The sequence below is a fragment of the uncultured Shimia sp. genome (genome assembly GCF_947493595.1).
Lineage (GTDB): Bacteria > Pseudomonadota > Alphaproteobacteria > Rhodobacterales > Rhodobacteraceae > Shimia.
Genome location: NZ_CANLRL010000005.1, coordinates 140,197 through 164,453 on the forward strand (window position 1 = coordinate 140,197; position 24,257 = coordinate 164,453).

Below are 24,257 nucleotides of genomic sequence, written 5' to 3' on the forward strand. Positions count from 1 at the left end.
ATTCTTTCAGATTAAAAGACTCTGCAAAGGGCTCTTGCGGTGAGTCAACGGCAAACCACAGGATGTGGCATTTGCTGTGCAGTTATCCACAAGATATTGGCGATTTCGGTACAAACCCAAGGTTCAGCGCTGCGCTGTGCGCCAAACAGTTGGCGGAGCCCCTCAATCAACCCCGTATCGATTGCCTAAATCTTAAGCACCAAAGACTCTCTTTTTCACAACACTCGAACAGCATCGCGCTGTTGGCTGGACAGGCACAAATTGGGGTGACACATCTGTGACAGAATGATCGAAAGGAGGACAATATGAGCACCATCCGAGTGGCCTTAGGCAATCCACGTGACGCTCAGGCAACTGCACTTCTGCGCGCCAGCCATGCCCTGATGCAGGCGCTGTTCAGCGAAGAAGACAATCACTTCCTGTCGATCGATGATCTTTGCGAGCCCAATGTGCGGTTCTTTATTGCCAAGGAAGGTGACACTTCATTGGGGTGTGTCGCGCTGGCTTTGAAAGGGGACTACGCCGAAATCAAATCGATGTTTGTGCATCCCAATGTGCGTGGGAAGGGCATTGCCCATAAATTAATGCAAGCTATTGAGGCCGAGGCCCGAGCCCAGAGTATTGCCGAGGTGAAACTGGAAACCGGCGACTCGCTGCATCAGGCGCATAGCCTGTATCGCGCGCACGGCTACACGGATTGCCGGCCGTTTGGGGACTACGAAGAGAGCCCCGCCTCTTTGTTCATGACCAAAACCTTGGCCTGATCGCTCTCTTCGCAAGGACTTGCACGTTGGGACACCGCGTGGTCAAATTATGTGACCAGTCACACGGGACCCATCTCTATGCCATTTCAAAAAGTTCAGCCCGAGAAACTCTCCACCTCGGTGGTGCGCCAGATTGAGCTGTTGATTTTGCGCGGCATTTTGCGGCCCGGGGAGAGGTTGCCAGCGGAGCGGGAGCTCAGCGATCGATTGGGGGTGTCACGACCCAGCCTGCGCGAAGCAATTTCGATCTTACAGGACAAGGGCTTGCTGACCTCAAAAGCCGGCGCCGGGATTTTTGTGGCAGATGTATTGGGCAGTGCTTTTTCTGAGTCGTTGGTACAGTTGTTTTCAGCCCATGACGAAGCTGTGTTTGACTACATTGCGTTCCGTCGTGACATGGAAGGGCTTGCCGCTGAGCGGGCCGCGACGCTGGCCAGCGACACCGATTTGCAAGTGATCCAAGCGGTGTTTGACAAAATGGAAGCCGCGCATCCCAAGCGCAATCCGTCGGACGAAGCCCAATTGGATGCGGATTTCCACCTCGCCATAATCGAGGCAAGCCACAACGTGATCATGCTGCACATGATGCGATCCATGTATCAGCTGTTGCGCGAAGGTGTGTTCTATAACCGGATGATCATGTTCAAGCAGCGCACCACGCGGGGCGAGTTGCTGGAGCAACACCGAGCGATCAACACGGCTCTACAAGCGCGGGATGCCAACGCCTCTCGCAATGCCGTGATCACGCATCTGGACTACGTGGAAACGGCCCTTACCAACTTCAAAAAATCTACGCAGAACGAAGCGATTGCCAAACAGCGTTATGAGCACGAGTTGAGCCGCTAGATGCGGCTTAAACTTCAGGCCGCGTAATCCAGCTTGACGTTGATCAGATCGACATCCTCTGCGGTCATGTTTTCCAAGATCACCGCCGGTTCCTGATCCAGCGTGACCACCGATCCGTCCACCGTATGTGAGCCGGACAGCAAAATGGTTATCGTTTCTGTGTCGGCATCATAACTGGCTTCCCATTCCATCACCGCATCGTTGCCAAAATCACTGGCGGAGAAGGTCACCGTTTCTGTTGCCGCATCAAGATCGGCAATCACCACTTCGTCGCGCTCATCGTCGAACTCAAAAGCCACAGTGAACGTGTCGACGCCATCGCCACCGTCGAGGGTATCGCCATTGTCCCCGATCAGGACATCGTCCCCATAGCCACCATGGAGAACATCCGCCGAGGCATCCGCCAAATCTGGATGCGCGCCAACGAGGGTGTCAGCGCCGGTGCCACCGAGTAGCGTGTCAGCTCCCTCATAGTCGCGGATCAAATCATCGCCAGCACCGCCGCGCACCAGATCATTCCCACTGTCCTCAAATCCTAGCTCCTGCGCGCCAATGCCATCGTAAGTGTCATCGTTGTCGCCCATGACAATGGTGTCGTTGCCCGCACCGCCGGAGATCGCATCCTCGCCAGCGCCTCCGAGGATGTAGTCATCGCCTGCACCGCCGCTCAATACATCGCTGCTGGCGCCGCCAACGATGGTGTCATCGCCATCGCCGCCGTCGATCCAGTCAACACCGTTGTTGCCGCGCAGATCATCGTCTCCGGCACCACCAATGACGGTATCGTGGGCGTCATCACCTTCAAATGTGTCGCTTGTGTCAGAGAGTGTCGCCGCATCTGCGGCGTCGAGTAGCTGTTGCTGACTGGGCATAAATCCGGTGTCGGCCTCATCCTCCGCCGAATCCGCTGTGCTTTCATCTGGTATTTCGTAGCTGCCCAAAACATCAGCCATCATGCCCACGCCAAAAATCGCGGTAATTGCCAAAAGTCCCAACATTGCTCTTGTCCTCAAAACAGCTCTCACGGCTTTGAGTAAGACATTATTAACCAAGTTTGACGTGATTGAGGCGGGGGTGTGCTGCTTTCTGGTCTGCACCGGCGCAACAAAAAAGGCCGCCGAGGCGACCCTTTTTTCACTTAGGTATTTGGCTCAGGTTTTGTCTGTTCCGACATTTTCCGCAAATGCCTTTTCAAACTCTTTTTGCTTTTCCGGGCTGGCGTCAGTTTGATAGTCGGCCTTCCACTCGTCCATGGTCATGCCATAGTAAATCTCGCGAGCCTCGTTTTTGTCCATCTCGATACCACGCTCGTTAGCCGCTTCCTGATACCAGCGGGACAGGCAATTGCGACAGAACCCAGCGAGGTTCATCATGTCGATGTTTTGCACATCCGTGCGCTTTTCCATCAGGTGCTCGCGCAGGGTGCGAAAGGCGGCCGCTTCGAGTTCGATCTGAGTTTGCTTATCCATGGCTGTACTCCGGGAGCAATTGCTTTGGGCAATGGGTAGCAACCGGAGGGGCGTTGAGCAAGCGCGTCACATGATCGTGAGAGCGAGCCACGGAACCAACGCAAAGACAAAGATCAACAGCTTATAAGTGCCAAGCCACTGGAAATAGAGCGGCGCCAGGGTGTCTTTTTCAACACCGGTGATCCGCGCGTGTACGTCAGTGATCCAACCGCGCAGGCCGTAAATCATGCAAGTCGCAAAGAGCAGCACACCGATGTGGATGACCGCGGTCCATCCAAAGAAGGCGGTAAGGGTTGCTTGGGTCATGTCAGCCTCCTTTCAGCTGTTATACTTCCCACTGCATATATGGGCACTCAAGTACCGCCTGACCAGAGCCAACGCCTTGGATTTCGCGCCAGAACTAGCGTTTTTCAGCCAAGCTTCGCCAAAGAATTCTGCAAGATAGGCGCCAAGCGCTCAGCCCAGGCATTTTGCGTTTCAGGCGTGTCAATTTCGTCGTGGCGCAGTTCGATCAAAGCGTTCAGGCGCCCTGGTTGGAGTGCGTGCTGGTCGATACTGTCGCCGGGAAGCCAGCCGTTGTAGGGCTCGTTGTCACCCACCGTCAGATCTCCCTCGTGTTCCAACTCCGCAATCAGGGCTTTGCCAAAGCGATCTTCTTGCGGGGCGTGCAGGACGCCGATTTCCCAAGGGCGCGGCGCGCGGCCGTTGAGTTTAGGGGAGAAGCTGTGCATGGCGATGATCACAACATCTTCACGCTCTGCGGCCAGGCTTTCGAGCGCGTTATGGTACGGCAGATAATGCGTGGCTTTGCGGCGTTCGATTTCCGCATCGTCGACATCACGATTGCCGGGAATGATTGTGCCATCATAAAGTCGCATGACCAGCGTTGGGTCATCTGCGCCACGGTTCGGATCGATACAAAGGCGGGACCAGTTGGCACAGATCACCGGCGCATCCAACAGCTCGCCGAGGCGTAAAGACGTGCCGCGTGCGCCCACATCATAGGCAATGTGTCGGGACATATCGGAGGGATCAAGACCTAGATCCCCACCGGTGATGTCCTCGGGCACAAAATTGGAGGCGTGATCCACGGTGATCAGCCAGCGCGAGCGACGCTCTGCGCCGTAGATGGAAAACGGTGTATATGTCATGGGCCTGTCATTGCTTTCTGATCAGACTTAGGTCAGTTGTGCCGCAAATGGAATGCACAAGGTTCAGCTTGTATTTGTTAGCGTTAACATGTAGCAGGTGACACGCAAGGTGCCTTCGGGTCAAATCCCGAATAGCCAGACCAGCAAAGGCAAAGAAAGACGGATCATGAGACGACTGAGAAACGTGAAAATCGTGGCCACATTGGGCCCAGCTTCCGAAACCTACGACATGATCCGCAGCCTGCATGAAGCTGGAGCGGACGTGTTCCGCCTGAACATGAGCCACGGCAGCCACGACGAGATCCGTGAAAAGCACCGCATCATCCGTCAGGTCGAGAAAGATTTGCAGAGCCCGATCGCCATTTTGGCTGACCTTCAGGGACCAAAACTGCGGGTGGGCGTGTTTGCCAACGGTGAAGAAGAGCTGGTGGACGGCGCAAAGTTCCGTTTGGACCTTGATAAAGCTGAAGGCGACGTGAACCGTGTTTGCCTGCCGCACCCCGAGATTTTTGCCGCTCTGAAAGACGGCGCAAACCTGCTGGTCAATGACGGCAAGATCCGCCTGAAAGTGGAAAGCTGTGGCGATGACTTCGCCAACTGTGTTGTGACCACCGGAGGTACGATCTCCAACCGTAAAGGCGTGAACGTGCCTGACGTGGTTCTGCCGCTGGCCGCGCTGTCGGAAAAAGACCGCGACGATTTGGAGTTTGTCTGCGGTCTGGGTGTGGACTGGCTGGCGCTGTCGTTTGTGCAACGTGCCGAAGACGTCGCCGAGGCGCGTGAGCTGGCTCAAGGGCGCGCGGCGATTCTGTCCAAGATCGAAAAACCTGCTGCCGTTGAAGCCTTTGACGAAATCCTTGCCGCGTCCGATGGCATCATGGTGGCCCGTGGCGATCTGGGTGTGGAACTGCCGGTCAGTGCAGTGCCGCCAATCCAGAAGCGCCTGGTGCGTAAGTGCCGCAATGTGGCCAAGCCAGTGATAGTGGCGACCCAGATGCTGGAAAGCATGATCGAAAGCCCGATGCCCACCCGCGCCGAAGTGAGCGACGTGGCCACAGCAATTTACGAAGGCTCAGACGCAATCATGCTGTCCGCAGAATCAGCGGCAGGCAGCTTCCCGATCGAAGCGGTCACCACAATGAACAATGTGGCCATCGAAGTGGAAAGCGACCCAACCTATCGCGAAATCATCGAAGCCAGCCGCAGTGCACCGCGCTCGGGTGTGGCGGATGCGATTGTTGTTGCGGCCCGGGAAATTGCGGAGACCACCGAAGTGGCCGCGATTTGTTGCTTCAGCCAATCCGGCACCACCGCCCTATTGATTGCCCGCGAACGGCCGCGTGTTCCGATCATCGCGATGACGTCGTTGCGCGGCACTGCGCGCCGTCTGGCGCTGAGCTGGGGCACAAACTGTGTGATCACCTCCAACGTCAGCCGCTTCAAAATGGCGGTTGTGGCCTCTGCCCGCGCGGCCCGTGATCTGGGCTACGCTGAGGAGCAGGATCAGATTGTTGTGACCGCCGGACTGCCGTTCAACGTGCCGGGCACCACCAACATTCTGCGGGTGTCCCCCTGTGACGAGCGTTTGATTTTCAACCTCGAGTCGGAGTAGCGTCAGCCGAAAGGGCATCCCTAAGAAGGGCCAAGGGCAGGCATGGCAACAGACTATCTGATCACAGTTGGATTGATTGTGGGGTTGTTCTCCATTCCTGCCATGCTCGCCGCCTATGCCGACAGCCGCTTTCCACGCAATGCGATGGGCGCGTTCATTTTGTCGGCGGCGGTGATTACTGTCTCCATCATCCTGAATCCGGCGCGCTATAGTGTGGCGGATTTGCCAAATGTGGTGATCCGCGTGATTGCGGACATCATCCGCTAGAAACCCCACAAAAATGAGTCGATTAGGCCTTGCGTGCCTGATCTATGCGCTCTATACGGCGCCTCTATTCGCGCGACCGGCTGTATGGCATGCCGAGTCGCGTTTGTCACCGACCGAATACAAAGGAGACGGAAATGCCTAAGATGAAGACCAAGTCGAGCGCCAAAAAGCGCTTCAAGGTCACTGCCTCTGGCAAAGTGAAAGCCGGCCAAGCCGGTAAGCGCCACGGCATGATCAAACGCACCAACAAATTCCTGCGTGACGCACGCGGCACCACCACGCTGTCCGCACCGGACGCGAAGATCGTCAAGGGCTTCATGCCCTACGACCGCTAAGAGGAGATTGAGATATGTCCCGCGTTAAAGGTGGTACCGTAACCCACGCCCGTCACAAAAAAGTCGTCAAGGCCGCAAAAGGCTACTACGGCCGTCGCAAGAATACCTTCAAGGTCGCGCGTCAGGCAGTTGATAAGGCGAACCAGTACGCAACACGTGACCGTAAGAACCGGAAGCGTAATTTCCGTGCGCTCTGGATCCAGCGTATCAACGCTGCTGTGCGCGCACACGACGAAGCTCTGACCTACTCCCGCTTCATCAACGGCCTGAACCTGGCCGGTATTGAAGTGGACCGTAAGGTTCTGGCTGACCTGGCCGTACACGAGCCAGCCGCGTTCAACGCGATCGTGGATCAGGCGAAAGCCGCTTTGGCTGCCTAAGCCAAGTCGCTTCAAAGATTAGAAAAGCCCGCGCCCTTGGCGCGGGCTTTTTCTTTTGGGACACGGCCAAAAGAAGAACAGCAGACAACCTAAAGGCGCACAAAGAGAGAACAAAATGCAAACAGGTTACGTTTTATTTACCATTCCAACCCCATGATGCCACCACGGCGTGTGTTTGCCGTGAGATGTACCAGTGATTTGGAGGTTAGAATGGCCCGTATCAGCGAGCTGCATTATTCCAATGCCTATGCGCAACGTTCCGGAGTAGAGGAGTTTTTGGAAACCGCCTTGGCGTATGGCGAAGACCCCGGCGACTTTGTGGTGTCTTTTTATCAGGCGGACGGCTCTGTTGGCATTGAGATCCCCCTGACCCACCCGAATGTGCAGGCCTCCATAGACCCGGACACAAACGAGCAGGTTCTGCTGATTTCTGCCTCGCATTTTCCAATCCTGCTAACCGATCCAGATGGTCGGGGATCAGGCAACTACGAAGCCTACGCGCTGACCAACAGCAGTACCGGCGAGGTGGTAGATTTTTATGACATCGGCGGCGGCACACAGAACATCCTCGCCATTGACGGCGCGGCAGCTGGCGCCACGTCCGAAAACCTATCGGTACTGACCTCCCCCAGCAGCACAACAACCAGCATTCAGTTCAACCAACCGACACCGGATCAACGCACCGATGCTGCCATCGGCGCAGGCGATACAGGCGTGGCGTGTTTTGTCGGAGGCACCCGCATCCGCACCGAAGTTGGCTATCAGCTGATTAACACATTGTGCGAAGGTGATTTGATTTGGACACGTGACAATGGACTGCAGCCGGTACGCTGGATCGGGCGGCGCACGGTGCCGGGCAGCGGAAAATATGCGCCGGTTCAAATTGCGCCAGAGACCTTTGGCGCCATCAAGCCACATCAGGTCTCCCAAAACCATCGTATGCTGATCACCGGCTGGCGGGCGCAATTGCTGTTTGGCGAGGACGAAATTCTGGTACCAGCCAAAGCGCTTGTAGATGATTGTGACGTGCGGATTTGTGAGTGTGATCGGGTCACCTATTACCACCTGCTGTTTGACGACCATCAGATCATCAGCGGTGACGGTGTATTGAGCGAAAGCTTCTTCCCAAGGAGAGAGGCGATGAAAGCCGTCGATTGTGGCACCCAACGGGAGATGTTTGCCCTGTTTCCGGAATTGGCCACCGGTGTTTTGCTGCAAACTCAAACCGCACGGCCGGTGGCGCCCGCCAGCCTTGGGCCCCTGTTGATGCGCAATTGATCCAACAGAGGGGCGTTTGCAGGGCGCGCCCCTCTGCGTGCTTGCAATCAAGGGGTCGTATGATAGGAGGTCTGCGGTAATTTCTCATCTGGGGACGGCCCTTCCATGGACGAACTGCGCACCAAATACATCGAAGCAATTGCTGCCGCGGCAGACGAAACCGCGCTCGAGGAGCTGCGCGTGCAAGCCGTGGGCAAAAAAGGTGAAGTCAGCCTAAAAATGCGCGAGCTGGGCAAGATGACCCCGGAAGAGCGCCAGGTTGCAGGCCCGGCGCTCAACGCATTGAAGAACGAGATCAACTCTGCCCTGGCAGCTAAGAAAGTGGCGCTGGCTGATGCCGCGCTGGACGCACGACTGGCCACCGAATGGCTGGACGTGACGCTGCCCGCACGCACCCGCCGCGTCGGCACCATCCACCCGATCAGTCAGGTGACCGAAGAGGTCACAGCAATCTTTGCGGACATGGGATTTGCCGTGGCCGAAGGCCCGCAGATCGAGACCGATTGGTACAACTTTGATGCGCTCAACATTCCGGGCCACCATCCGGCCCGCGCGGAGATGGACACGTTCTACACCCACCGTGCCGAAGGGGACGAGCGCCCGCCGCATGTGCTGCGCACCCACACCAGCCCGGTGCAAATCCGCTCGATGGAAAAAAACGGTGCGCCGATCCGCATTATTTGTCCGGGTCGTGTCTACCGCGCGGACTATGACCAGACACACACACCGATGTTCCACCAGGTAGAAGGTCTTGCTCTTGGCAAGGATATCTCCATGGCGAACCTCAAATGGGTGCTGGAAGAATTCTTTTCCGCCTTCTTTGGCACTGACGTAAAAACCCGCTTCCGCGCGTCCCACTTCCCCTTCACGGAGCCGTCCGCCGAAGTGGACATCCAGTGCAGCTGGGAAGGCGGCACCGTGAAGGTTGGCGAAGGCGACGACTGGCTTGAAGTTCTGGGCTCTGGCATGGTGCACCCCAACGTGCTCAAGGCAGGCGGTATCGACCCGGACGAGTACCAAGGCTTTGCCTTTGGCATGGGCATCGACCGTTTGGCGATGCTGAAATACGGCATCCCAGACCTACGCGCCTTCTTTGACAGCGACCTACGCTGGCTGCGACACTACGGCTTTGCAAGCTTGGATCAGCCAACCCTACATGGTGGTTTGAACCGCTAACACGAGCGCCTGCGGCGAGGTCAACATGGCCTCGCCATTTTGCTTTTAGGCACAATGCTGATGTATCTGTTTCAAGTTTACTTGGCGGCGTATTGGGATTGGTGGGACGCCAAAGTCTCAGCCAATCCGAAGGCTTGGGAGCGCGGCCTTACCGCTGTTGCGCTCATTTTGACGTTTCTGCCTGCATGGGCAGGCACTTGGGCCTTTGTGTTTTACCCCATTGGGTGGGTGACTGTACTGCCAGGCTTGATTCTTGCCAGCAAAAAGAACCATCGCGCCACCGAACTGCTTGCGGATCAAAAAAACCAAACACATAAAACGAGGAAACTCATCAAGCTGGGCCAAAGCAAAAAGTGATTTAGCGTATTAGCCGGGTTGAGCCACCGCCTCTTCCGGCCCCACTAACCTTTTGCTCAATGCGGTCATTTTGTTGATGCGGTTCTCTTTGTCAGGAAGGATGATGCCGCGGATTTTCTTGCTCACCGTGCTCGACATCAGTTTCCCCATGAGTTTTTTAGACGTCACTTTGGCATAGCGAAGTTTCACCATTGTCCCGGCTCCCATCTCCGCCATTTCGATGGTTTCCAACATCGACATGCCCATGGGCATATTGTAGCGCCCGGTGACATAGTCACCGGGGTTCCAATCCAAAACCTCAAACGGGAAGACGTCATCTCCGTGATAGCAGTGATACAACGTGCCGGGTTCAATTTTGCCTTTGTTGGTATTGAGCATGTCGACCTTGTCCGCCCCAATCCATTCCGCGCGCAAATCCGGCCGCGTCATGACGGTAAAAGCCACCTCAGGGGACACAGGTAGAGGCACCATCCATTCGTCGATCAGCAAATCATCGGTGGGCTCTACAAAGCTGCGCTTGGCTTGTCGCCGCCTAGACCACGCAGCACGCATATCGCGCACGACGTATTCGACCTCGCCAATGTGTTCGATGTCCTCGGTAAAGAATTCGGCTTCATCGAAATAATCTACAAGATCCATCGCCTTGAGGGCCTTGCAGGAAATCAGCGTGTAGGCATTCATGCCCGTGTTGTATTTGACGGAGTTCTTCAACAGGCGGAAGGCAGTGATCACATCCTGGCCAGCCAATTCCTGCCGCCCACCGGTGTCTTGGATCACACATTCGCCATGGTGAACAACAATCTTAAGCTCCAATTCATCCAAGTTGGCGCAGGCGTCACAGGGACAGCTGGTATTGAGGAGCATCTTTTCTTTTGCGCGGGCAAACACACAATAGAGTTGCTCGGAGAAATCGAGGATGAACTGCTTTGTCATTACATCGCTCTCAAAGGCATAGGCAAAAACCGCATCGCCTTGCAAACCTGAGACTTCAAGCGGCGCCCGGATTGCCGGGACCAACTCTCCAAACAGCGCTTCCAGTATACCTTTGGCATGTTCAATTGGTGTCTCTGCCATAAACTTGGTGTAGCCGGAAATATCCGCGATAACAAAAAAGGCCGTCTGAATGTCACTGTCTTGCGGTGCCATTTCTCCCTCCCTTACTGCGTCTCCCGCCACTATGCGCCAGATTTGCGGAATCGCAAAATCAGGTTGGAGACACTGCGCAAACTGCGCCTGCCGTACCCGGCTTTCGAACGTTTGCATTCAATGTGGTCTTTCCCCTATGGCGCTAATCCGTTAAACGGCTTTCTGACCCTTATTTGACTGGCGGACCGACGCGATGAAATTCACTCTTTCCTGGTTGAAAGACCACCTTGAGACCGACGCAAGCGTTGACGATATTGTCGAAGCGCTCACCGACCTTGGCCTGGAAGTGGAAGATGTTTCCAATCCAGCTGAGCGGCTTGCTGACTTTACGCTGGGCAAAGTTGTACACGCTGAGAAGCACCCGGACGCAGACAAGCTGCGGGTGTGCACGGTGGCCACTGATGAGGGCGAGCTGCAGATTATTTGTGGCGCGCCCAACGCCCGTGAAGGCATCACCGTCGTTGTCTGTAAGCCAGGCATGTATATTCCCGGGCTGGGTATCACCATTTCCGTTGGTAAGATTCGTGGCGTGGAAAGCTATGGCATGATGGCCTCTGAGCGCGAACTGGAGCTGTCTGACGAGCATGACGGCATTATTGAGCTGCCGTCTGGCGAAGTCGGAGACAAGTTTGTCGATTGGCTGGCGCAAAACGATCCGTCCAAAGTCGACACCATGATCGAGATTGCAATCACCCCCAACCGTCCGGATGCGCTGGGTGTGCGCGGTATTGCCTTGGATTTGGCTGCACGTGGTCTGGGCAAGATGAAACCTGCCAAGGCAGCCTCAATCAAGGGTGGCTTTGAAAGCCCCATCTCCATCGTGATTGACGACAGCGCGGCCACAGAAGGCTGCGAAGTGTTTGCCGGCCGCCTGATCAAAGGTGTGAAAAATGGCCCGTCGCCACAATGGTTGCAGGATCGCCTGACCGCCATTGGTCTGCGTCCAATTTCGGCACTTGTGGACATCACCAACTTCTTCACCTTTGACCGCAACCGTCCGCTGCACGTGTTTGATGCGGATAAGGTCAAAGGCAACCTTCGTGTTCATCGCGCCGCAGGCGGCGAGATCCTCGTTGGTCTTGACGAGAAAGAGTACACGCTCAATGACGGCATGGTTGTCATCTCTGACGACGCAGGTGTCGAATCGATCGGCGGCATCATGGGCGGCCTGCCTACCGGATGCACCGCGGACACAACCAACGTCTTCCTGGAGGCCGCTGTTTGGGATCACATCCAAATCGCCTACACGGGTCGTGGTTTGAAAATCAACTCCGACGCCCGCTATCGCAACGAGCGTGGCATCGATCCGGCCTACAACATGCAAGCCATGGATGACGCGACACAGATGATTCTGGATCTCTGTGGCGGTGAGCCAAGCAACATTGTGACCGCAGGTGAAGTGCCTGATGTGTCGCGTGCCTATAAGCTGGACACCGACCGTGTTCAGTCTCTTGTAGGCATGGAAATTCCTGCTGAGACGCAGCACGCCACGTTGGAAGCGCTTGGCTTCACCATCGAAGGCGACATGGCCCATGTGCCAAGCTGGCGTCCGGATGTCCGCGGGTCCGCTGATCTGGTTGAAGAAGTGGCTCGCATTGCGTCGCTGACCAAACTGGAAGGTAAGCCACTGTCACGCATTTCTGCTGGCGTGCCTGAGCAGATCTTGTCGCCCATTCAGAAACGTGAACAAATCGCACGTCGTACAACTGCGAGCCTAGGTTACAACGAATGTGTGACCTACAGCTTCATCGACAAAGCCGCAGCTGAACTCTTTGGCGGCGGCAGTGACGCAACCAAGCTGGAAAACCCGATTTCTAGCGAAATGAGCCACATGCGCCCGTCCCTGCTGCCTGGGCTTTTGCAAGCTGCCGCCCGCAATCAGGCGCGCGGTTTCATGGATATGGCCCTGTTTGAATGCGGCGCGGTGTTCCACGGTGGCGAACCAGGTGAGCAGGAAAACCTGCTGACCGGCATTTTGGTAGGTCGCACCGTCGGCAAAGACATTCACGGTGAGAGCCGTGGCGTCGATATCTATGACGCCAAGGCCGACATGGAAGCGGTGATGAATGCGCTCGGCGCGCCAACCAAGCTGACCTACAACCGTGGTACCAATGGCTGGTGGCATCCCGGCCGCAGTGCCAAAGTCGGCCTCGGTCCGAAAAAGGTCCTCGGTGCGTTTGGCGAAATTCACCCCAAAGTGCTGGATGCGCTGAACGTGAAAGGTCCGGTTGTGGCCTTTGCTATCCATACTGCAGAAATCCCGATGCCGCGGAAAAAGTCTGCGTCTAAGGGCGCTGTGACCATGGCTGACCTGCAAGCGGTTGAGCGTGACTTTGCCTTTGTGGTGGACGCTGATGTCGAAGCGTTGACGGTGGTCAATGCCGCCGCTGGCGTTGACAAGGCGCTGATTGAAGACGTTCGCGTCTTTGACGAGTTCATTGGCGGCGCACTTGGGGAAGGCAAAAAATCTCTCGCCATCACCGTGCGCCTACAGCCAACAGACAAGACGCTGAAAGAAGCCGACATTGAGGCCGTAGCCGCCAAGATTGTCGCCAAAGTCAGCAAGGCCACCGGCGGTACGCTGCGTGGCTGATGCAACACAGCCGCGTCTGGCGCGGGCTGAAGAGGCCCCTGCCATCACGCGGCTGATTGATGCCGCCTACCAACCCTATCGTGATCAAAATATCGCTCTGCCGGATGTCTCCGGCGGAGTAGCTGACGCCATTGGCAACGGGCAGGTCTGGGTGATGGACGACCTTACGGGCGTCCTCATGATCTCGACCACACCGCCGACCGCGCACCTGATGAATGTGGCCGTGGCCGCCCAAGCGCGGGGGCGCGGCCTTGGTGGGGTGTTGATCCGATTTGCCTTGAAGCTGGCTCAAAACGCTGGCTGCGAAAACATCGCCTTGGCGACGCATGTGGATATGCCGGACAATATCGCGCTCTACACTCATCTGGGCTGGCAAGAGACTGAGCGCGATGAGAGCCGCTTGAGAATGCTGCGTCCACTTCCCTAAGTTTCAGTCAGGTGATCAGCCAGCGTGTCAAACACCAGACGTATGCGGCGACTGGTATGCAGCTCGCGGTGCGTGGTCAGCCAAATTGGGAAGACGATAGGGGCCAAATCGGGCAAAATCCGCTCAATGCCAGGCGTGGTGTCCGCCACATCGTCAGCCATGGGTGCGATACCAAACCCCTGCTTGCACATTTCCCAGGCCACCAGCCCGCTGTCTGATCCGGTGCGGAAGTTATCCAGATCAATCGGGAATCCCATCGGTTTGAGATACTCCAACATGCGCGGCACGTCACCGGAGCCAATAAAATCATGGTTTTTGAGATCGGCCACCGTTTTCGGGTGTCCACGCAGGTCCAGATACTCCGTCGACGCATAGAAATATCCCTTCGCCTCCCGCACAAGCCGCGCGATCAAATCCGGTTGCTCCGGACGCACATGGCGTATGGCGATGTCCGCTTCGCGCCGCATGAGATCCTGCACATCGTCTGACGCAACCACGTCTATGATCAAACGTGGGGCTTTGGCACGTAAATCCCGCAAAATCGGCGGCAGGAGGTGGACCGAATAAACATCCGACGCGGTGATGGCCACGCGTCCCTCAACATCCTGATTTTGCCCCGATGCCACCAATGCCACCCGATCGGCGGCTTCCCGCATGGCGCGGACATGTTCGAGCAGCTCTCCGCCCGCGACGGTCAACTCTAGTGTTCTGCCGACCCGCTCAAACAGCATCACACCCAAGTCTTCTTCCAAGGCTGCAACTTGACGCCCCAAAGTCGGCTGGGTCTGGCCAAGCTGACGCGCAGCCGCAGACAACGAGCCCTCCTCTGCCGTGGTCAAAAACGCGCGGATGTGGTTCCAGTCAAAGGTGGTTTTGGGATCAATCATGCAAATACGTATATCAACACTGCGAATTTCGGCAATTTATATTGCATTTCCGCATGGGTATCTATGTCCTTGAAAGGAGAACAGCCATGCAAGCAGCAGCAAAGTTTTGGGATGGGGTGGCACAGAAATACGCCAAGTCCACCATCAGTGACATGCAATCGTATGAGTATACGCTGGGGCGGACACGGTCCTACCTCAAAGAGACCGACGTGGTGATGGAGCTTGGCTGTGGCACGGCGTCCACGGCTATCCAACTTGCAGACTCCGTATCCGAATTGGTGGCAACAGATGTCTCCGGCGGCATGTTGGAAGTTGGCCGGGAACGGGTCAGCGAAGCAGGTGCCAAGAACATCCGTTTGGTTCAAGCCACTCCGGAGAGCGCACCGGAAGGTCCTTTTGATGTGGTATTGGCGCACAATCTGATCCACCTTCTTGAGGATGGTGACAGTGCCGTAGCTGAGGTTGCCAAACGCGTGAAGCCGGGCGGATTGTTCATCAGCAAAACTCCGTGCCTGAGCGAGAACATGCAGTCGATCAAATTTCGGCTGATGAAAACCGCAATTCCATTGATGCAATTCTTTGGCAAAGCCCCTTTTGTGCGGTTCTTTTCCATTGCTGAACTGGAGCGTTCGATCACGAACGCAGGCTTCCGGATCATCGAAAGCGGAAACTTTCCCGCCGATCCACCCAGCCGCTACCTTGTCGCGCGCAAGCTTTGAACACTTGTGTTTGAAACTGCTTCAAGTCGTGAGGGATTGGAGCAAGACGCCGGACAGGCTATGACCTTGCGCAAGCAAGAGAGGATACCCCATGAGCCTAAACGTCTACCTGTCCGGCGAAATTCACACTGACTGGCGTGAACAAATCATCGAGGGCGCCGCCGACCTCGATGTCAGCTTCAACAGCCCTGTGACCAACCACGCCGCGTCCGATGATTGCGGCGTTGCCATTTTGGGCGCCGAAGAGAACAAGTATTGGCACGACCACAAAGGCGCGATGGTGAACGCCATTCGCACCCGCAAAGGCATCGAAGATGCGGATGTGGTTGTGGTGCGGTTTGGCGAAAAATATCGCCAGTGGAACGCGGCCTTTGATGCGGGGTATGCCGCGGCGCTTGGCAAATCGATCATCGTATTGTCGTTACCCGATCAGCAACACGCGCTCAAAGAAGTGCATGCGGCGGCCCTGGCTGTGGCAGAAGAACCCGCGCAGGTTGTTGAAATCCTGCGCTACGTTCTGACAAGCGAACTGCCAAAAGGCTAAGTCCGTAGAGCGGTGGCTGCGCACTGACGTCGCGTTAGCCTTGCTTGGCGAAAACGCCCCCTCCTAGGCTAAGTTTCAGCACAGGAGGGTGGCATGGAATTTGACTACATCATCGTCGGCGGTGGGTCCGCTGGCTGTGTGCTTGCCGCGCGCCTAAGCGAAGACCCCAACACCACAGTTTGCTTGGTCGAGGCTGGTGGCAAAGGCGAAAGCATCTTTATTCGCGCACCGGCATTGATCGCTGCAATGATTTCTGGCCGGCCCAAAATCAACAACTGGGCGCTCAAGACGGTTCCGCAGAAACAGCTAAACAATCGTCGCGGCTTTCAACCGCGCGGCAAGGCCTTGGGCGGCAGTTCAGCGATCAATGCAATGCTCTATGTTCGGGGCCATAAATCCGACTATGATGAATGGGCGCAACTTGGCTGTGAAGGATGGGACTGGGAGAGTGTGCTTCCCTATTTCAAAAAATCCGAGGGCAACCAAAGAGGCGCCGACGATCTGCACGGAGACAGTGGGCCACTTCAGGTTGGCGACCAAGCTGAACCGCGCGCCATTAATGATGCCTTTATCGCAGCCTGCAACGCCCATCAAATTCGCACTACCACTGATTTTAATGGACCCGAACAGGAAGGCGCCGGGCATTATCAAGTCACGCAATTCTTTGACGGCCCTCACAAGGGCGAGCGCTGCTCGGCTGCGGCGGCGTACTTGCGTGATAGCCTGCATCGGCCAAATTTGACGGTCTACACCAAAACGCTGGCGCGCAAGGTGCTCATGGAAAAGAGCCGTGCGGTTGGCTTGGAGATTGAACGCAAGGGACAGGTTGAGGCGCTCAAGGCCAAAAAGGAGGTCATTGTTTCCAGCGGGGCGTTTGGCTCGCCTCAACTTCTGTTGTTATCGGGTATTGGGCCTCGAGAGGAGGTCGAGAAACACGGCATCACCTTGGTGCATGAATTGCCCGGCGTAGGACAAAACCTACAAGATCACCTCGACCACATCCTGAGCTATCGCAACAAAAAGAAGGACACCGTTGGCCTGACACCCTCCGGCTTAGCAAAAATGACCAAGGCGGCATTGCGCTGGCGAAAAACCGGGACTGGGCTATTTGCCTCTCCATTTGCCGAAAGCGGCGCGTTTTTCAAAACTGATCCGAGCCTAGAGAAGCCCGACATTCAGCTGCATTTTGTGGTGGGCATTGTCGACGACCATAACCGTAAGATGCACCTGCCATATGGCTATAGTTGTCATGTATGTGTGCTGCGTCCGTATAGTCGAGGAACCGTCACCCTGCGCTCCGCCGATCCAGACAAGCCGCCGAAGATTGACCCAAAGTTCCTGGAAGATGAGCGCGATTTGCAGGTGATGAAAAAAGCGATCAAGACGCTCGACAGCATCATGGAAGACACTGCGCTCGAAGATTGGCGTGGTGCGCGCTACTACAAACACGATGGGTCAGATGCCGCTTGGGAGGCAGATATACGCGCCCGTGCAGACACGATTTACCATCCGGTTGGCACCTGCAAAATGGGAACCGATGAGATGGCTGTGGTTGACACTCAGTGCCGCGTTCGAGGGATGGAGGGGCTGCGGGTTGTGGATGCGTCTGTCATGCCCACGTTGATTGGCGGCAATACCAACGCCCCCACCATTATGATGGGCGAAAAGATCGCGGACCTCATCCGCACCAGCACTTAGCAAGGGGAGCTTCAGCTCCCCTCGTTTTATTAGGTCGGAACGGCTGGTGTTTTCAGGCCAACCTGCACCGCTGGCCGCGCCAGAAACCGATCAAGATACGCATTTACGTTGGGGTAGTCGCCCCATCCAACCGCTTCTTTGGCACCATAGTAGTCCAAAGCACGCAACCACGGCGCGGTGGCGATATCTGCGATCGAATAGCTGCCGGTGATCCAGTCGCGACCCTCCAGCTGCTTTTCCAGAACAGACAGAAGACGTTTTGCCTCGTTTTGGTACCGCTCACGTGGCCGGGGGTCTTCGATCTCTGCACCCGCAAATTTGGTAAAGAACCCCAGCTGACCAAACATCGGACCCACGCCTGCCATCTGAAACATGACCCACTGGATGGCTTCATATTTTTCGGCCGGTGTGCTCCCAATCAATTTGCCGGTTTTTTCAGCCAGATAGATCAGGATAGCCCCGCTTTCAAACAAGCTCAGCGGCTGCCCATCCGGGCCATCAGGATCAATGATAGCAGGGATTTTGTTGTTTGGATTCAGCGCCAAAAACTCTGCGCTTTTGACATCTGCATCACTCAAGGTGACCAAATGCGCCTCATAGGGCAGGCCAGTTTCCTCCAGCATGATGGACACCTTCACACCGTTGGGCGTTGGGAAAGCATAAAGCTGCAAAACACTTGGGTCTTTTGCCGCCCAGCGGCTGTTGATCGGGTGGTCCGTGACGGTTGTCATCATTTCTCTCCTGTTGCGCGTTAGGGGATAGATAAGGGCTTTTTCCCATCACACCACCGCGCTATTCGTGCGAATCAGAGCATATACCTGTGCGTAAGTGCAGAGTAAGCTCATCAAATAACGCCCAAAAAGGGCACGTTAACCGGGGGAAGTCCGTTGGAATCCATTGTAGAACAGGCACAGGGCTTTGGCCCCTTGCTGATCACCGCAGCCAAAGCTTTGGTTGTCTTGATTATTGGTTGGATGGTCGCAGGTGCCGTTAGTCGCATGGTGCGTAACCGTGTCAACAACACACCAGAAATTGATGCGACACTTGGCAACTTTGCCGCCAGCATCGTGCGCTGGGTCATCTTGTTGATGGTGCTGGTTGCCATCTTGGGTATCTTTGGCATCGAAGCCACGTCGCTTGTCGCCATGATGGGCGCCGCCACATTGGCTATCGGCCTGGCGTTGCAAGGCACGCTCGCAGACCTTGCGGCTGGCTTCATGCTCATCCTCTTCCGTCCTTACAAAATTGGGCAATATGTTGATGTTGGCGGCACCGCTGGCACGGTTGTTGACCTGAACCTGTTTGTCACCGAATTGGTCACCCCGGACAATGTTCAGATCATCATCCCAAATGGCCAAGCTTGGGGATCTGTCATCACCAACTTCTCTGCACATGAAACCCGCCGTGTGGATGTGGTGTTTGGCATTGATTACGGTGACGACGCCGAAAAAGCCAAACAGATCATTTTGGACACAGCCAACGCGGACGAACGCGTGCTGAAAGACCCGGAAGCCTGGGCCCGCGTGACCAATCTGGGCGACAGCTCGGTGGATATCACCATGCGCGTTTGGTGTGTGGCGGACGATTTCTGGGAACTGAAGTTTGGCCTGACGCAGGCGATCAAAGAAGCCTTCGACAAAGACGGCATTTCGATCCCATACCCACACACCGTGGAAATCAAGCGCGAAGCTTAACGCTTCCAAGCGTTGGAAAGGCGGCCAAAGGGCCGCCTTTTTTGTTTGCGCTACAAAAGCGTGATTGTGGAACTGCCAGAACCTTCACGCAAGGCATGCACTTCCTTCAACTCCGGATCATCGATCCAAGCTTTAGCCGCGGCGCGATCAGGAAAAGTCAGGATCACAGCAACACTAGGCGCTTTCTCAGGCCCCTCGATCACTTCGGCTTCTTTGGACACCTCCAGAGGGGCGCCACCGTGTTTCTTGAGGGCTTCTCCTGCTCGCTCACGATAAGCGGCAAAGCTGTCTGGGTTGGTGATGGCAAGATTGACAAAAGCATAAGCGGTCATGGTGTTCTCCTTGATTGTACCTGCCATACCTAAGCGATCCATCCTGGCAAAAAACGATCATTGATGAACAAGCGCTGTGCAAATATTGTCAGGGCATGTTGAACTGGGATGACCTCAAATTTGTACTGGAAACCGCACGCAATGGCGGGACCAGCGGCGCGGCCCGCACCTTGGGTGTGAACCACGCCACCGTAGCGCGGCGCATCACGTCCGCGGAGGAGGCTCTTGGGACGCGGCTATTTGATCGCCTGGCCAGCGGGTATGTCCCAACAGAAGCTGGCTTAGAAGCGGTTCGCACTGCCGAAGCGATGTCCGGCTTAGAACGTGGATTAGATCGACAGATAGCGGCACGTGATACAACGGTCAGCGGGCCACTGAAGGTCACCGCCTCTGAACTGATCATTGAACGCGTTCTGGCCCCAATTGTCGCCGATTTTGTCACTGACCATCCAGAAATTGACCTGACGCTGCTGGCCACAAACGACACGCTCAATCTGGCGCGGCGGGAGGCTGATGTTGCAATACGGTTTGCCAAAACCCCCCCGGACACATTGGTGGGGCGACGGTTATTTGATCTGAAAGGAGCTGTTTATGCCAACTGTGATGTGTTGGCGCGAGACCAAGGCGGCGCGGCGCCTTTGGACTGGGTCCGATTTGCCCATTGGCCAGGACCACCCGCCGAAATCAAAGCTGTACGGCCCAACTTAAACACACGATTGACCGTAGATGACATGAGCGCTGCCATCGGTGCGACCCGTGCGGGCATAGGGGCAACACGCATGGCCTGCTTCTTGGGGGACACCGATCCGATGTTGGCCCGCGTACCGGACCTGCCGCTGTTTACGCAGGCCCCGCTTTGGATTTTGACCCACGCGGATCTGCGGCGCGTGCCACGTGTGCGGGCGTTCACAGAGTTCGCCGCAGCGCGCTTAAAGGCGCTGCAGCCATTGTTTGAGGGCGAAACCGCTTAAGACTTCAGAGCCAAAGACGGCGAGATCACATCGATACCCAGCGCCTTGCCAACGGCGTAATAAGTCAGCTGCCCAGCATGCACGTTTAGGCCATTCAGCAGATGTGGATCATCTTCACAGGCCTGCTTCCAACCTTTGTTCGCCAGGTTGAGCAAGAACGGCAGGGTCGCGTTGCCCAGCGCCTGTGTAGAAGTGCGCGCAACCGCACCCGGCATGTTGGCCACACAGTAGTGCATGATACCGTCAACCTCATAAATCGGGTCAGCGTGTGTGGTGGCACGCGAGGTTTCAAAACATCCGCCCTGGTCAATCGCCACATCGACCAGCACCGCGCCGGGCTTCATCTCAGAAAGCTGTGCACGCGACACCAGTTTGGGCGCTGCGGCACCCGGGATCAGAACCGCGCCAATCACCATATCAGCCTCCCGAACCAAGTCGGCGGTGGCGCCGGCTGTGGAGTACTGGTTCTTGAACGTGCCGCCGTAAACATCGTCCAAATACCGCAAGCGCGGCAACGACCGATCCAACACGGTCACATCTGCGCCCATACCGGCGGCGATTTTTGCAGCGTGGGTGCCAACAACACCGCCACCAATGACAATAACCTTGGCCGGGGCCACACCAGGCACGCCGCCCATCAAAACGCCGCGACCCCCATTGGCCTTTTGCAGGGTATACGCCCCGACCTGCGGTGCAAGACGACCGGCCACTTCGGACATTGGCGCGAGAAGTGGCAAGCCGCCACGATCATCTGTAACCGTTTCATACGCAATCGCCGTACATCCGCTTTCCAGCAGATCCACAGTTTGCTCCGGGTCCGGTGCCAGGTGCAGGTAGGTGAACAGCAGCTGACCTTCGCGCAGCATCTTGCGTTCAACCGCCTGAGGCTCTTTTACCTTCACGATCATATCAGCTTGGGCAAAAACCTCTTCTGCTGTGCCGATCATTTTGGCACCAGCAGCAACATAGTCTTCATCCGTGAAGCCGGCACCAACACCAGCGCCAGACTGGATCAGCACCTCATGGCCGTGATTGACCGCTTCACGCGCAGCGTCTGGCGTCATACCAACGCGGAATTCCTGGGGTTTGATTTCTGTGGGGCAACCGATTTTCATGCGCCGTCTCCAAATTGAACTAAGATCAGCTTAGGAAGCTTCAGTCCGAAGTTGCTTGAAATTTAGGCAGTTTAAGAACTCGTGATTGCAAGAACCTTCGAATACTGTATTCAAGCGCGCAAGGAGCTTTCGCCATATGTCACTTGATCAAACAGATCGTCGGATTCTCACCGTCTTACAAAAACAAGGTCGGATTTCAAACGCCGAGCTTGCGGAGCGTGTAAACCTGTCCCAATCCGCCTGCCACCGCCGTGTGCATCGGCTGGAGAAAGACGGCTACATAAAAGACTACGTTGCGCTTCTGGATCCGCGCAAACTGAATGTGCCCAGCACCGTATTTGTCGAGATCACCCTCTCCGGTCAAGCCGATGAGGTGCTCGATGCTTTTGAAAAAGCTGTGTCGCGTATTCCCGATGTTTTGGAATGTCACCTTATGGCAGGGACTGCCGATTACATCCTCAAGGTCGTCGCAGAAAACACCGACGACTTTGCACGTATCCACCGCCAACACCTCGCACGTCTGCCCGGCGTGGCCCAGATGCAATCCAGTTTTGCGCTGCGCACAGTGTTCAAAACCACAGCTCTGCCGGTATAATTTCACAACAGCTGTCACAAACTCGGAGCCTGCATCGTCTTCTTTAAAACACAAAGGAGACGAAACCATGAGCAGACCCCTTTTGTATGGGTTGTCCATCTACTTTTTCACAAATGCAGCCCTCATGTGGGCGGCACCGCAGTTTTGGTATGAAACGGTGCCAGGCGTGCTGCAGACTGGCGGTTTTAACAGCCACTTTATTCGCGATGTTGCGCTGGCCTTTGTAGTCTCCGCACTTGCCCTCGCCTCTGCCGCCCGCTTTGCGGACCAAAGATTGGCGCTGTTTGGCGCAACCTGGCCAACACTGCATGCGGTGTATCACATTTGGATTTGGATTGTTCATCGCGACACCGCCATTGATCTGATTTCACTGACCAACTTGGTGGGAATTCAACTGCCAGCTTGGGCTGCATTGATTGCAACAGCACAGCTCAACACCGTGGAGACATCCCAATGATCCGTTCTTTCCTACATTCCGGCACCCGCAGCTTTGGCAAAAAATACGACTACGATGTTGGCTATATGCATGAGGTGATCGATGCCTCCAGCAAAGCGGGCATTGCCCTGACATTGTTGCCGATGCTCACGCAATACAAAGGCCCCGAAGACGCCCGTGCCGTTTGGGCGGGTGCACTTCTGGCCTCCACCCTGGACGGGGATTGTGGACCTTGCGGACAGTTGGTGGTGTCTTTCGCCCTTGAGGAAGGCGTAGACGAAGACGCCTTGCTTGCCGCCATCGAAGGGCGATTTGAAGAGGCCGGCGACGTGGGGCTGGGCTTTCAATTTGCGCAACACACAATCTCTGGCTCATATGAGACAAATACATTTGGGGAGACCATACGTACACGGTTTGGCAAACAAGCCCTAATCGCTGCGAGCTTCGCGGCGGGATCCGGACGGTTTTACCCGGTGTTCAAGCGCGGGTTGGGCGAAGGGCACGCCTGCCAGCAATTGATGGTAAATGGTCGTGTCGGAAAGGTGGCGGTCTAAATGGACCACAACACAACTATCTTTGAACAGGAGCGCCCTGCGCTCCTGTCGATCTCCTACCGGATGCTTGGCGAGATCAGCGCGGCGGAAGATGTGGTGCAGGAGGCGTGGCTTCGATTTGCGGCCTCAGATTCCGAGCGCATCGACAACCACGGCGCCTGGCTGCGCCGTGTGGCCACCAATATTGCGCTTGATACGCTAAAATCGGCGCGTGCGCGGCGTGAGAGCTATGTCGGCCCGTGGCTGCCAGAACCGATCATTTCAGAGCCCACATCCTCGACCGAAAGCCGATTTCAACTGGCGCAGGAATGTGAGCTGGCCTTGCTCTGGGCAATGGAGCGTCTGGCGCCAACCGAGCGCGCAGCTTTTGTTCTGCGAGAAGCTTTTGATGCCGATTACTCCGAGATTGCGGCAACGCTTGGCAAATCAGAAGCCGCTTGTCGCCAAATGGTCAGCCGCTCGCACAAACGCCTGCAAACCAGTGGACCTCGGTTTGATGTACCTCCAGAGGAGGCAGCCAAGGCTGTCGAAACCTTTTTCTTCGCAGCCAAACAGGACCATGCACAGGCAATCAAGATGGTTTCCAAAGACGCCGTGGCAATCACCGACGGCGGCGGCAAAGCGTCAGCGGCGTTCCGCGTTCTCTACGGGCCACAAGACATCATCACCGTGACGCAATCGGTGATGAAAAAATCCAATGACCTACGAGACGTGTCCTACGCGTTGGTAATTGCAAATTCTCAGCCTGCCTTGGCGCGCTTTACCGGCGGTGTTCTGGATACTTTGACGCTGGTTTTGCCAGATTCCAACGGGGATGCGCAGTGGATCTATGTGATGCGCAACCCAGAGAAATTGAAGGCAAGCAAACCTCTCGATTGAAATGTCAGACAAATGAATTGACTTACCTTCCA

The 24,257-nt window shown here is 56.0% G+C and carries 28 protein-coding genes; 19 read left to right on the top strand and 9 right to left on the bottom strand.

Annotation, left to right across the window (positions count from 1 at the left end):
• Positions 1 to 305: 305 nt before the first annotated feature.
• Together Q0955_RS13635 and Q0955_RS13640 are read left to right on the top strand one after the other, a co-directional pair.
• On the top strand, positions 306 to 764 hold the full coding sequence (locus tag Q0955_RS13635) for a GNAT family N-acetyltransferase (protein WP_299425026.1): 459 nt from the start codon (positions 306 to 308) through the stop codon (positions 762 to 764).
• Positions 765 to 842: 78 nt separating this feature from the next.
• Positions 843 to 1,610 carry an FCD domain-containing protein gene (locus tag Q0955_RS13640; RefSeq protein ID WP_299425027.1) on the top strand — a complete coding sequence of 256 codons (768 nt, stop codon included), beginning with the start codon at positions 843 to 845 and terminating at the stop codon, positions 1,608 to 1,610.
• A 14-nt stretch (positions 1,611 to 1,624) separates the two neighbouring features.
• Here the strand turns inward: Q0955_RS13640 and Q0955_RS13645 are convergent, their stop codons facing one another.
• The 4 genes from Q0955_RS13645 to Q0955_RS13660 all read right to left on the bottom strand — a co-directional run bounded on the left by Q0955_RS13645 (position 1,625) and on the right by Q0955_RS13660 (position 4,230).
• A complete protein-coding gene (locus tag Q0955_RS13645) occupies positions 1,625 to 2,608 on the bottom strand; it encodes a calcium-binding protein (RefSeq protein WP_299425029.1) in 984 nt (327 codons plus the stop codon).
• A gap of 153 nt (positions 2,609 to 2,761) precedes the next feature.
• Entirely contained in the window at positions 2,762 to 3,079 is a 318-nt protein-coding gene (locus Q0955_RS13650) for a DUF1244 domain-containing protein (protein WP_299425030.1), read from the bottom strand.
• Positions 3,080 to 3,145: 66 nt separating this feature from the next.
• Entirely contained in the window at positions 3,146 to 3,385 is a 240-nt protein-coding gene (locus tag Q0955_RS13655; protein ID WP_299425032.1) for a DUF6868 family protein, read from the bottom strand.
• A 104-nt stretch (positions 3,386 to 3,489) separates the two neighbouring features.
• Positions 3,490 to 4,230, bottom strand: a complete 741-nt coding sequence (locus Q0955_RS13660; RefSeq protein WP_299425033.1) for an N-formylglutamate amidohydrolase — start codon at positions 4,228 to 4,230, stop codon at positions 3,490 to 3,492.
• Positions 4,231 to 4,396: 166 nt separating this feature from the next.
• On the opposite strand from Q0955_RS13660, the gene pyk reads away from it, so the two are divergent.
• The 6 genes from pyk to pheS all read left to right on the top strand — a co-directional run bounded on the left by pyk (position 4,397) and on the right by pheS (position 9,278).
• Entirely contained in the window at positions 4,397 to 5,842 is a 1,446-nt protein-coding gene (pyk, locus tag Q0955_RS13665) for a pyruvate kinase (protein ID WP_299425035.1), read from the top strand.
• A 42-nt stretch (positions 5,843 to 5,884) separates the two neighbouring features.
• Positions 5,885 to 6,109 carry a hypothetical protein gene (locus Q0955_RS13670; protein WP_299425036.1) on the top strand — a complete coding sequence of 75 codons (225 nt, stop codon included), beginning with the start codon at positions 5,885 to 5,887 and terminating at the stop codon, positions 6,107 to 6,109.
• Positions 6,110 to 6,243: 134 nt separating this feature from the next.
• Positions 6,244 to 6,444, top strand: a complete 201-nt coding sequence (gene rpmI / locus Q0955_RS13675; protein WP_058241085.1) for a 50S ribosomal protein L35 — start codon at positions 6,244 to 6,246, stop codon at positions 6,442 to 6,444.
• Positions 6,445 to 6,458: 14 nt separating this feature from the next.
• Positions 6,459 to 6,824, top strand: a complete 366-nt coding sequence (rplT, locus tag Q0955_RS13680; RefSeq protein ID WP_168591028.1) for a 50S ribosomal protein L20 — start codon at positions 6,459 to 6,461, stop codon at positions 6,822 to 6,824.
• Between the two features lie 210 nt (positions 6,825 to 7,034).
• Positions 7,035 to 8,102, top strand: a complete 1,068-nt coding sequence (locus Q0955_RS13685; protein WP_299425039.1) for a Hint domain-containing protein — start codon at positions 7,035 to 7,037, stop codon at positions 8,100 to 8,102.
• 105 nt (positions 8,103 to 8,207) lie between these two features.
• The gene (gene pheS / locus Q0955_RS13690) at positions 8,208 to 9,278 is read left to right on the top strand and encodes a phenylalanine--tRNA ligase subunit alpha (protein WP_299425041.1); all 1,071 of its coding nucleotides are present in this window, start codon (positions 8,208 to 8,210) and stop codon (positions 9,276 to 9,278) included.
• 366 nt (positions 9,279 to 9,644) lie between these two features.
• On the opposite strand, the gene Q0955_RS13695 is transcribed toward pheS, so the two are convergent.
• Positions 9,645 to 10,781, bottom strand: a complete 1,137-nt coding sequence (locus tag Q0955_RS13695) for a DUF2652 domain-containing protein (protein WP_299425042.1) — start codon at positions 10,779 to 10,781, stop codon at positions 9,645 to 9,647.
• A gap of 193 nt (positions 10,782 to 10,974) precedes the next feature.
• Between Q0955_RS13695 and pheT the strand changes: the two genes are divergently transcribed.
• Together pheT and Q0955_RS13705 are read left to right on the top strand one after the other, a co-directional pair.
• Entirely contained in the window at positions 10,975 to 13,374 is a 2,400-nt protein-coding gene (gene pheT / locus Q0955_RS13700; protein ID WP_299425044.1) for a phenylalanine--tRNA ligase subunit beta, read from the top strand.
• Positions 13,367 to 13,801 carry a GNAT family N-acetyltransferase gene (locus tag Q0955_RS13705; RefSeq protein WP_299425045.1) on the top strand — a complete coding sequence of 145 codons (435 nt, stop codon included), beginning with the start codon at positions 13,367 to 13,369 and terminating at the stop codon, positions 13,799 to 13,801. Before pheT ends, Q0955_RS13705 begins: the two co-directional genes overlap by 8 nt.
• Here Q0955_RS13705 and Q0955_RS13710 read toward each other — a convergent pair.
• The gene (locus Q0955_RS13710) at positions 13,798 to 14,688 is read right to left on the bottom strand and encodes a LysR family transcriptional regulator (RefSeq protein WP_299425047.1); all 891 of its coding nucleotides are present in this window, start codon (positions 14,686 to 14,688) and stop codon (positions 13,798 to 13,800) included. The two genes, Q0955_RS13705 and Q0955_RS13710, sit on opposite strands and share 4 nt — an antisense overlap.
• An 86-nt stretch (positions 14,689 to 14,774) precedes the next feature.
• On the opposite strand from Q0955_RS13710, the gene Q0955_RS13715 reads away from it, so the two are divergent.
• The 3 genes from Q0955_RS13715 to Q0955_RS13725 all read left to right on the top strand — a co-directional run bounded on the left by Q0955_RS13715 (position 14,775) and on the right by Q0955_RS13725 (position 17,649).
• Positions 14,775 to 15,407, top strand: coding sequence for a class I SAM-dependent methyltransferase (locus Q0955_RS13715; protein ID WP_299425048.1), 633 nt, complete (start codon positions 14,775 to 14,777; stop codon positions 15,405 to 15,407).
• Positions 15,408 to 15,498: 91 nt separating this feature from the next.
• Positions 15,499 to 15,951: a YtoQ family protein gene (locus Q0955_RS13720; protein ID WP_299425050.1), complete on the top strand. Its 453-nt coding sequence runs from the start codon at positions 15,499 to 15,501 to the stop codon at positions 15,949 to 15,951.
• 93 nt (positions 15,952 to 16,044) lie between these two features.
• Positions 16,045 to 17,649 carry a GMC family oxidoreductase N-terminal domain-containing protein gene (locus tag Q0955_RS13725; protein WP_299425051.1) on the top strand — a complete coding sequence of 535 codons (1,605 nt, stop codon included), beginning with the start codon at positions 16,045 to 16,047 and terminating at the stop codon, positions 17,647 to 17,649.
• Positions 17,650 to 17,678: 29 nt separating this feature from the next.
• On the opposite strand, the gene Q0955_RS13730 is transcribed toward Q0955_RS13725, so the two are convergent.
• On the bottom strand, positions 17,679 to 18,380 hold the full coding sequence (locus Q0955_RS13730; RefSeq protein ID WP_299425053.1) for a glutathione S-transferase N-terminal domain-containing protein: 702 nt from the start codon (positions 18,378 to 18,380) through the stop codon (positions 17,679 to 17,681).
• Positions 18,381 to 18,536: 156 nt separating this feature from the next.
• Here Q0955_RS13730 and Q0955_RS13735 point away from each other — a divergent pair, with 156 nt between their 5' ends.
• Entirely contained in the window at positions 18,537 to 19,343 is an 807-nt protein-coding gene (locus Q0955_RS13735; protein ID WP_299425054.1) for a mechanosensitive ion channel domain-containing protein, read from the top strand.
• A gap of 50 nt (positions 19,344 to 19,393) precedes the next feature.
• Here Q0955_RS13735 and Q0955_RS13740 read toward each other — a convergent pair whose 3' ends face one another.
• Positions 19,394 to 19,675 carry a DUF1330 domain-containing protein gene (locus tag Q0955_RS13740; RefSeq protein WP_299425056.1) on the bottom strand — a complete coding sequence of 94 codons (282 nt, stop codon included), beginning with the start codon at positions 19,673 to 19,675 and terminating at the stop codon, positions 19,394 to 19,396.
• Positions 19,676 to 19,770: 95 nt separating this feature from the next.
• Here Q0955_RS13740 and Q0955_RS13745 point away from each other — a divergent pair, with 95 nt between their 5' ends.
• Positions 19,771 to 20,646 (top strand): LysR family transcriptional regulator, encoded by an 876-nt coding sequence (locus Q0955_RS13745; protein ID WP_299425057.1) that lies wholly within the window; start codon positions 19,771 to 19,773, stop codon positions 20,644 to 20,646.
• Here Q0955_RS13745 and ald read toward each other — a convergent pair.
• Positions 20,643 to 21,761, bottom strand: coding sequence for an alanine dehydrogenase (gene ald / locus Q0955_RS13750; RefSeq protein ID WP_299425059.1), 1,119 nt, complete (start codon positions 21,759 to 21,761; stop codon positions 20,643 to 20,645). The genes Q0955_RS13745 and ald overlap by 4 nt on opposite strands.
• A gap of 136 nt (positions 21,762 to 21,897) precedes the next feature.
• Here ald and Q0955_RS13755 point away from each other — a divergent pair, with 136 nt between their 5' ends.
• The 4 genes from Q0955_RS13755 (at position 21,898) to sigJ (ending at position 24,225) form a co-directional block, all read left to right on the top strand.
• Positions 21,898 to 22,356 (top strand): Lrp/AsnC family transcriptional regulator, encoded by a 459-nt coding sequence (locus Q0955_RS13755; protein ID WP_299425060.1) that lies wholly within the window; start codon positions 21,898 to 21,900, stop codon positions 22,354 to 22,356.
• Between the two features lie 67 nt (positions 22,357 to 22,423).
• The gene (locus tag Q0955_RS13760) at positions 22,424 to 22,813 is read left to right on the top strand and encodes a hypothetical protein (RefSeq protein ID WP_299425062.1); all 390 of its coding nucleotides are present in this window, start codon (positions 22,424 to 22,426) and stop codon (positions 22,811 to 22,813) included.
• Positions 22,810 to 23,346: a hypothetical protein gene (locus Q0955_RS13765; protein ID WP_299425063.1), complete on the top strand. Its 537-nt coding sequence runs from the start codon at positions 22,810 to 22,812 to the stop codon at positions 23,344 to 23,346. The genes Q0955_RS13760 and Q0955_RS13765 overlap by 4 nt, the downstream gene beginning before the upstream one ends.
• Positions 23,347 to 24,225, top strand: coding sequence for an RNA polymerase sigma factor SigJ (sigJ, locus tag Q0955_RS13770; RefSeq protein WP_299425065.1), 879 nt, complete (start codon positions 23,347 to 23,349; stop codon positions 24,223 to 24,225).
• Positions 24,226 to 24,257 lie beyond the last annotated feature (32 nt).

Bases quoted from the DNA above. Each gene is read 5' to 3' on its own strand.
- Q0955_RS13635 (WP_299425026.1), top strand. From the start codon at position 306: ATGAGCACCATCCGAGTGGCCTTAGGCAATCCACGTGACGCTCAGGCA.
- Q0955_RS13640 (WP_299425027.1), top strand. From the start codon at position 843: ATGCCATTTCAAAAAGTTCAGCCCGAGAAACTCTCCACCTCGGTGGTG.
- Q0955_RS13645 (WP_299425029.1), bottom strand. From the start codon at position 2,608: ATGTTGGGACTTTTGGCAATTACCGCGATTTTTGGCGTGGGCATGATG.
- Q0955_RS13650 (WP_299425030.1), bottom strand. From the start codon at position 3,079: ATGGATAAGCAAACTCAGATCGAACTCGAAGCGGCCGCCTTTCGCACC.
- Q0955_RS13655 (WP_299425032.1), bottom strand. From the start codon at position 3,385: ATGACCCAAGCAACCCTTACCGCCTTCTTTGGATGGACCGCGGTCATC.
- Q0955_RS13660 (WP_299425033.1), bottom strand. From the start codon at position 4,230: ATGACATATACACCGTTTTCCATCTACGGCGCAGAGCGTCGCTCGCGC.
- pyk (WP_299425035.1), top strand. From the start codon at position 4,397: ATGAGACGACTGAGAAACGTGAAAATCGTGGCCACATTGGGCCCAGCT.
- Q0955_RS13670 (WP_299425036.1), top strand. From the start codon at position 5,885: ATGGCAACAGACTATCTGATCACAGTTGGATTGATTGTGGGGTTGTTC.
- rpmI (WP_058241085.1), top strand. From the start codon at position 6,244: ATGCCTAAGATGAAGACCAAGTCGAGCGCCAAAAAGCGCTTCAAGGTC.
- rplT (WP_168591028.1), top strand. From the start codon at position 6,459: ATGTCCCGCGTTAAAGGTGGTACCGTAACCCACGCCCGTCACAAAAAA.
- Q0955_RS13685 (WP_299425039.1), top strand. From the start codon at position 7,035: ATGGCCCGTATCAGCGAGCTGCATTATTCCAATGCCTATGCGCAACGT.
- pheS (WP_299425041.1), top strand. From the start codon at position 8,208: ATGGACGAACTGCGCACCAAATACATCGAAGCAATTGCTGCCGCGGCA.
- Q0955_RS13695 (WP_299425042.1), bottom strand. From the start codon at position 10,781: ATGGCACCGCAAGACAGTGACATTCAGACGGCCTTTTTTGTTATCGCG.
- pheT (WP_299425044.1), top strand. From the start codon at position 10,975: ATGAAATTCACTCTTTCCTGGTTGAAAGACCACCTTGAGACCGACGCA.
- Q0955_RS13710 (WP_299425047.1), bottom strand. From the start codon at position 14,688: ATGATTGATCCCAAAACCACCTTTGACTGGAACCACATCCGCGCGTTT.
- Q0955_RS13715 (WP_299425048.1), top strand. From the start codon at position 14,775: ATGCAAGCAGCAGCAAAGTTTTGGGATGGGGTGGCACAGAAATACGCC.
- Q0955_RS13720 (WP_299425050.1), top strand. From the start codon at position 15,499: ATGAGCCTAAACGTCTACCTGTCCGGCGAAATTCACACTGACTGGCGT.
- Q0955_RS13725 (WP_299425051.1), top strand. From the start codon at position 16,045: ATGGAATTTGACTACATCATCGTCGGCGGTGGGTCCGCTGGCTGTGTG.
- Q0955_RS13730 (WP_299425053.1), bottom strand. From the start codon at position 18,380: ATGACAACCGTCACGGACCACCCGATCAACAGCCGCTGGGCGGCAAAA.
- Q0955_RS13740 (WP_299425056.1), bottom strand. From the start codon at position 19,675: ATGACCGCTTATGCTTTTGTCAATCTTGCCATCACCAACCCAGACAGC.
- Q0955_RS13745 (WP_299425057.1), top strand. From the start codon at position 19,771: ATGTTGAACTGGGATGACCTCAAATTTGTACTGGAAACCGCACGCAAT.
- ald (WP_299425059.1), bottom strand. From the start codon at position 21,761: ATGAAAATCGGTTGCCCCACAGAAATCAAACCCCAGGAATTCCGCGTT.
- Q0955_RS13755 (WP_299425060.1), top strand. From the start codon at position 21,898: ATGTCACTTGATCAAACAGATCGTCGGATTCTCACCGTCTTACAAAAA.
- Q0955_RS13760 (WP_299425062.1), top strand. From the start codon at position 22,424: ATGAGCAGACCCCTTTTGTATGGGTTGTCCATCTACTTTTTCACAAAT.
- Q0955_RS13765 (WP_299425063.1), top strand. From the start codon at position 22,810: ATGATCCGTTCTTTCCTACATTCCGGCACCCGCAGCTTTGGCAAAAAA.
- sigJ (WP_299425065.1), top strand. From the start codon at position 23,347: ATGGACCACAACACAACTATCTTTGAACAGGAGCGCCCTGCGCTCCTG.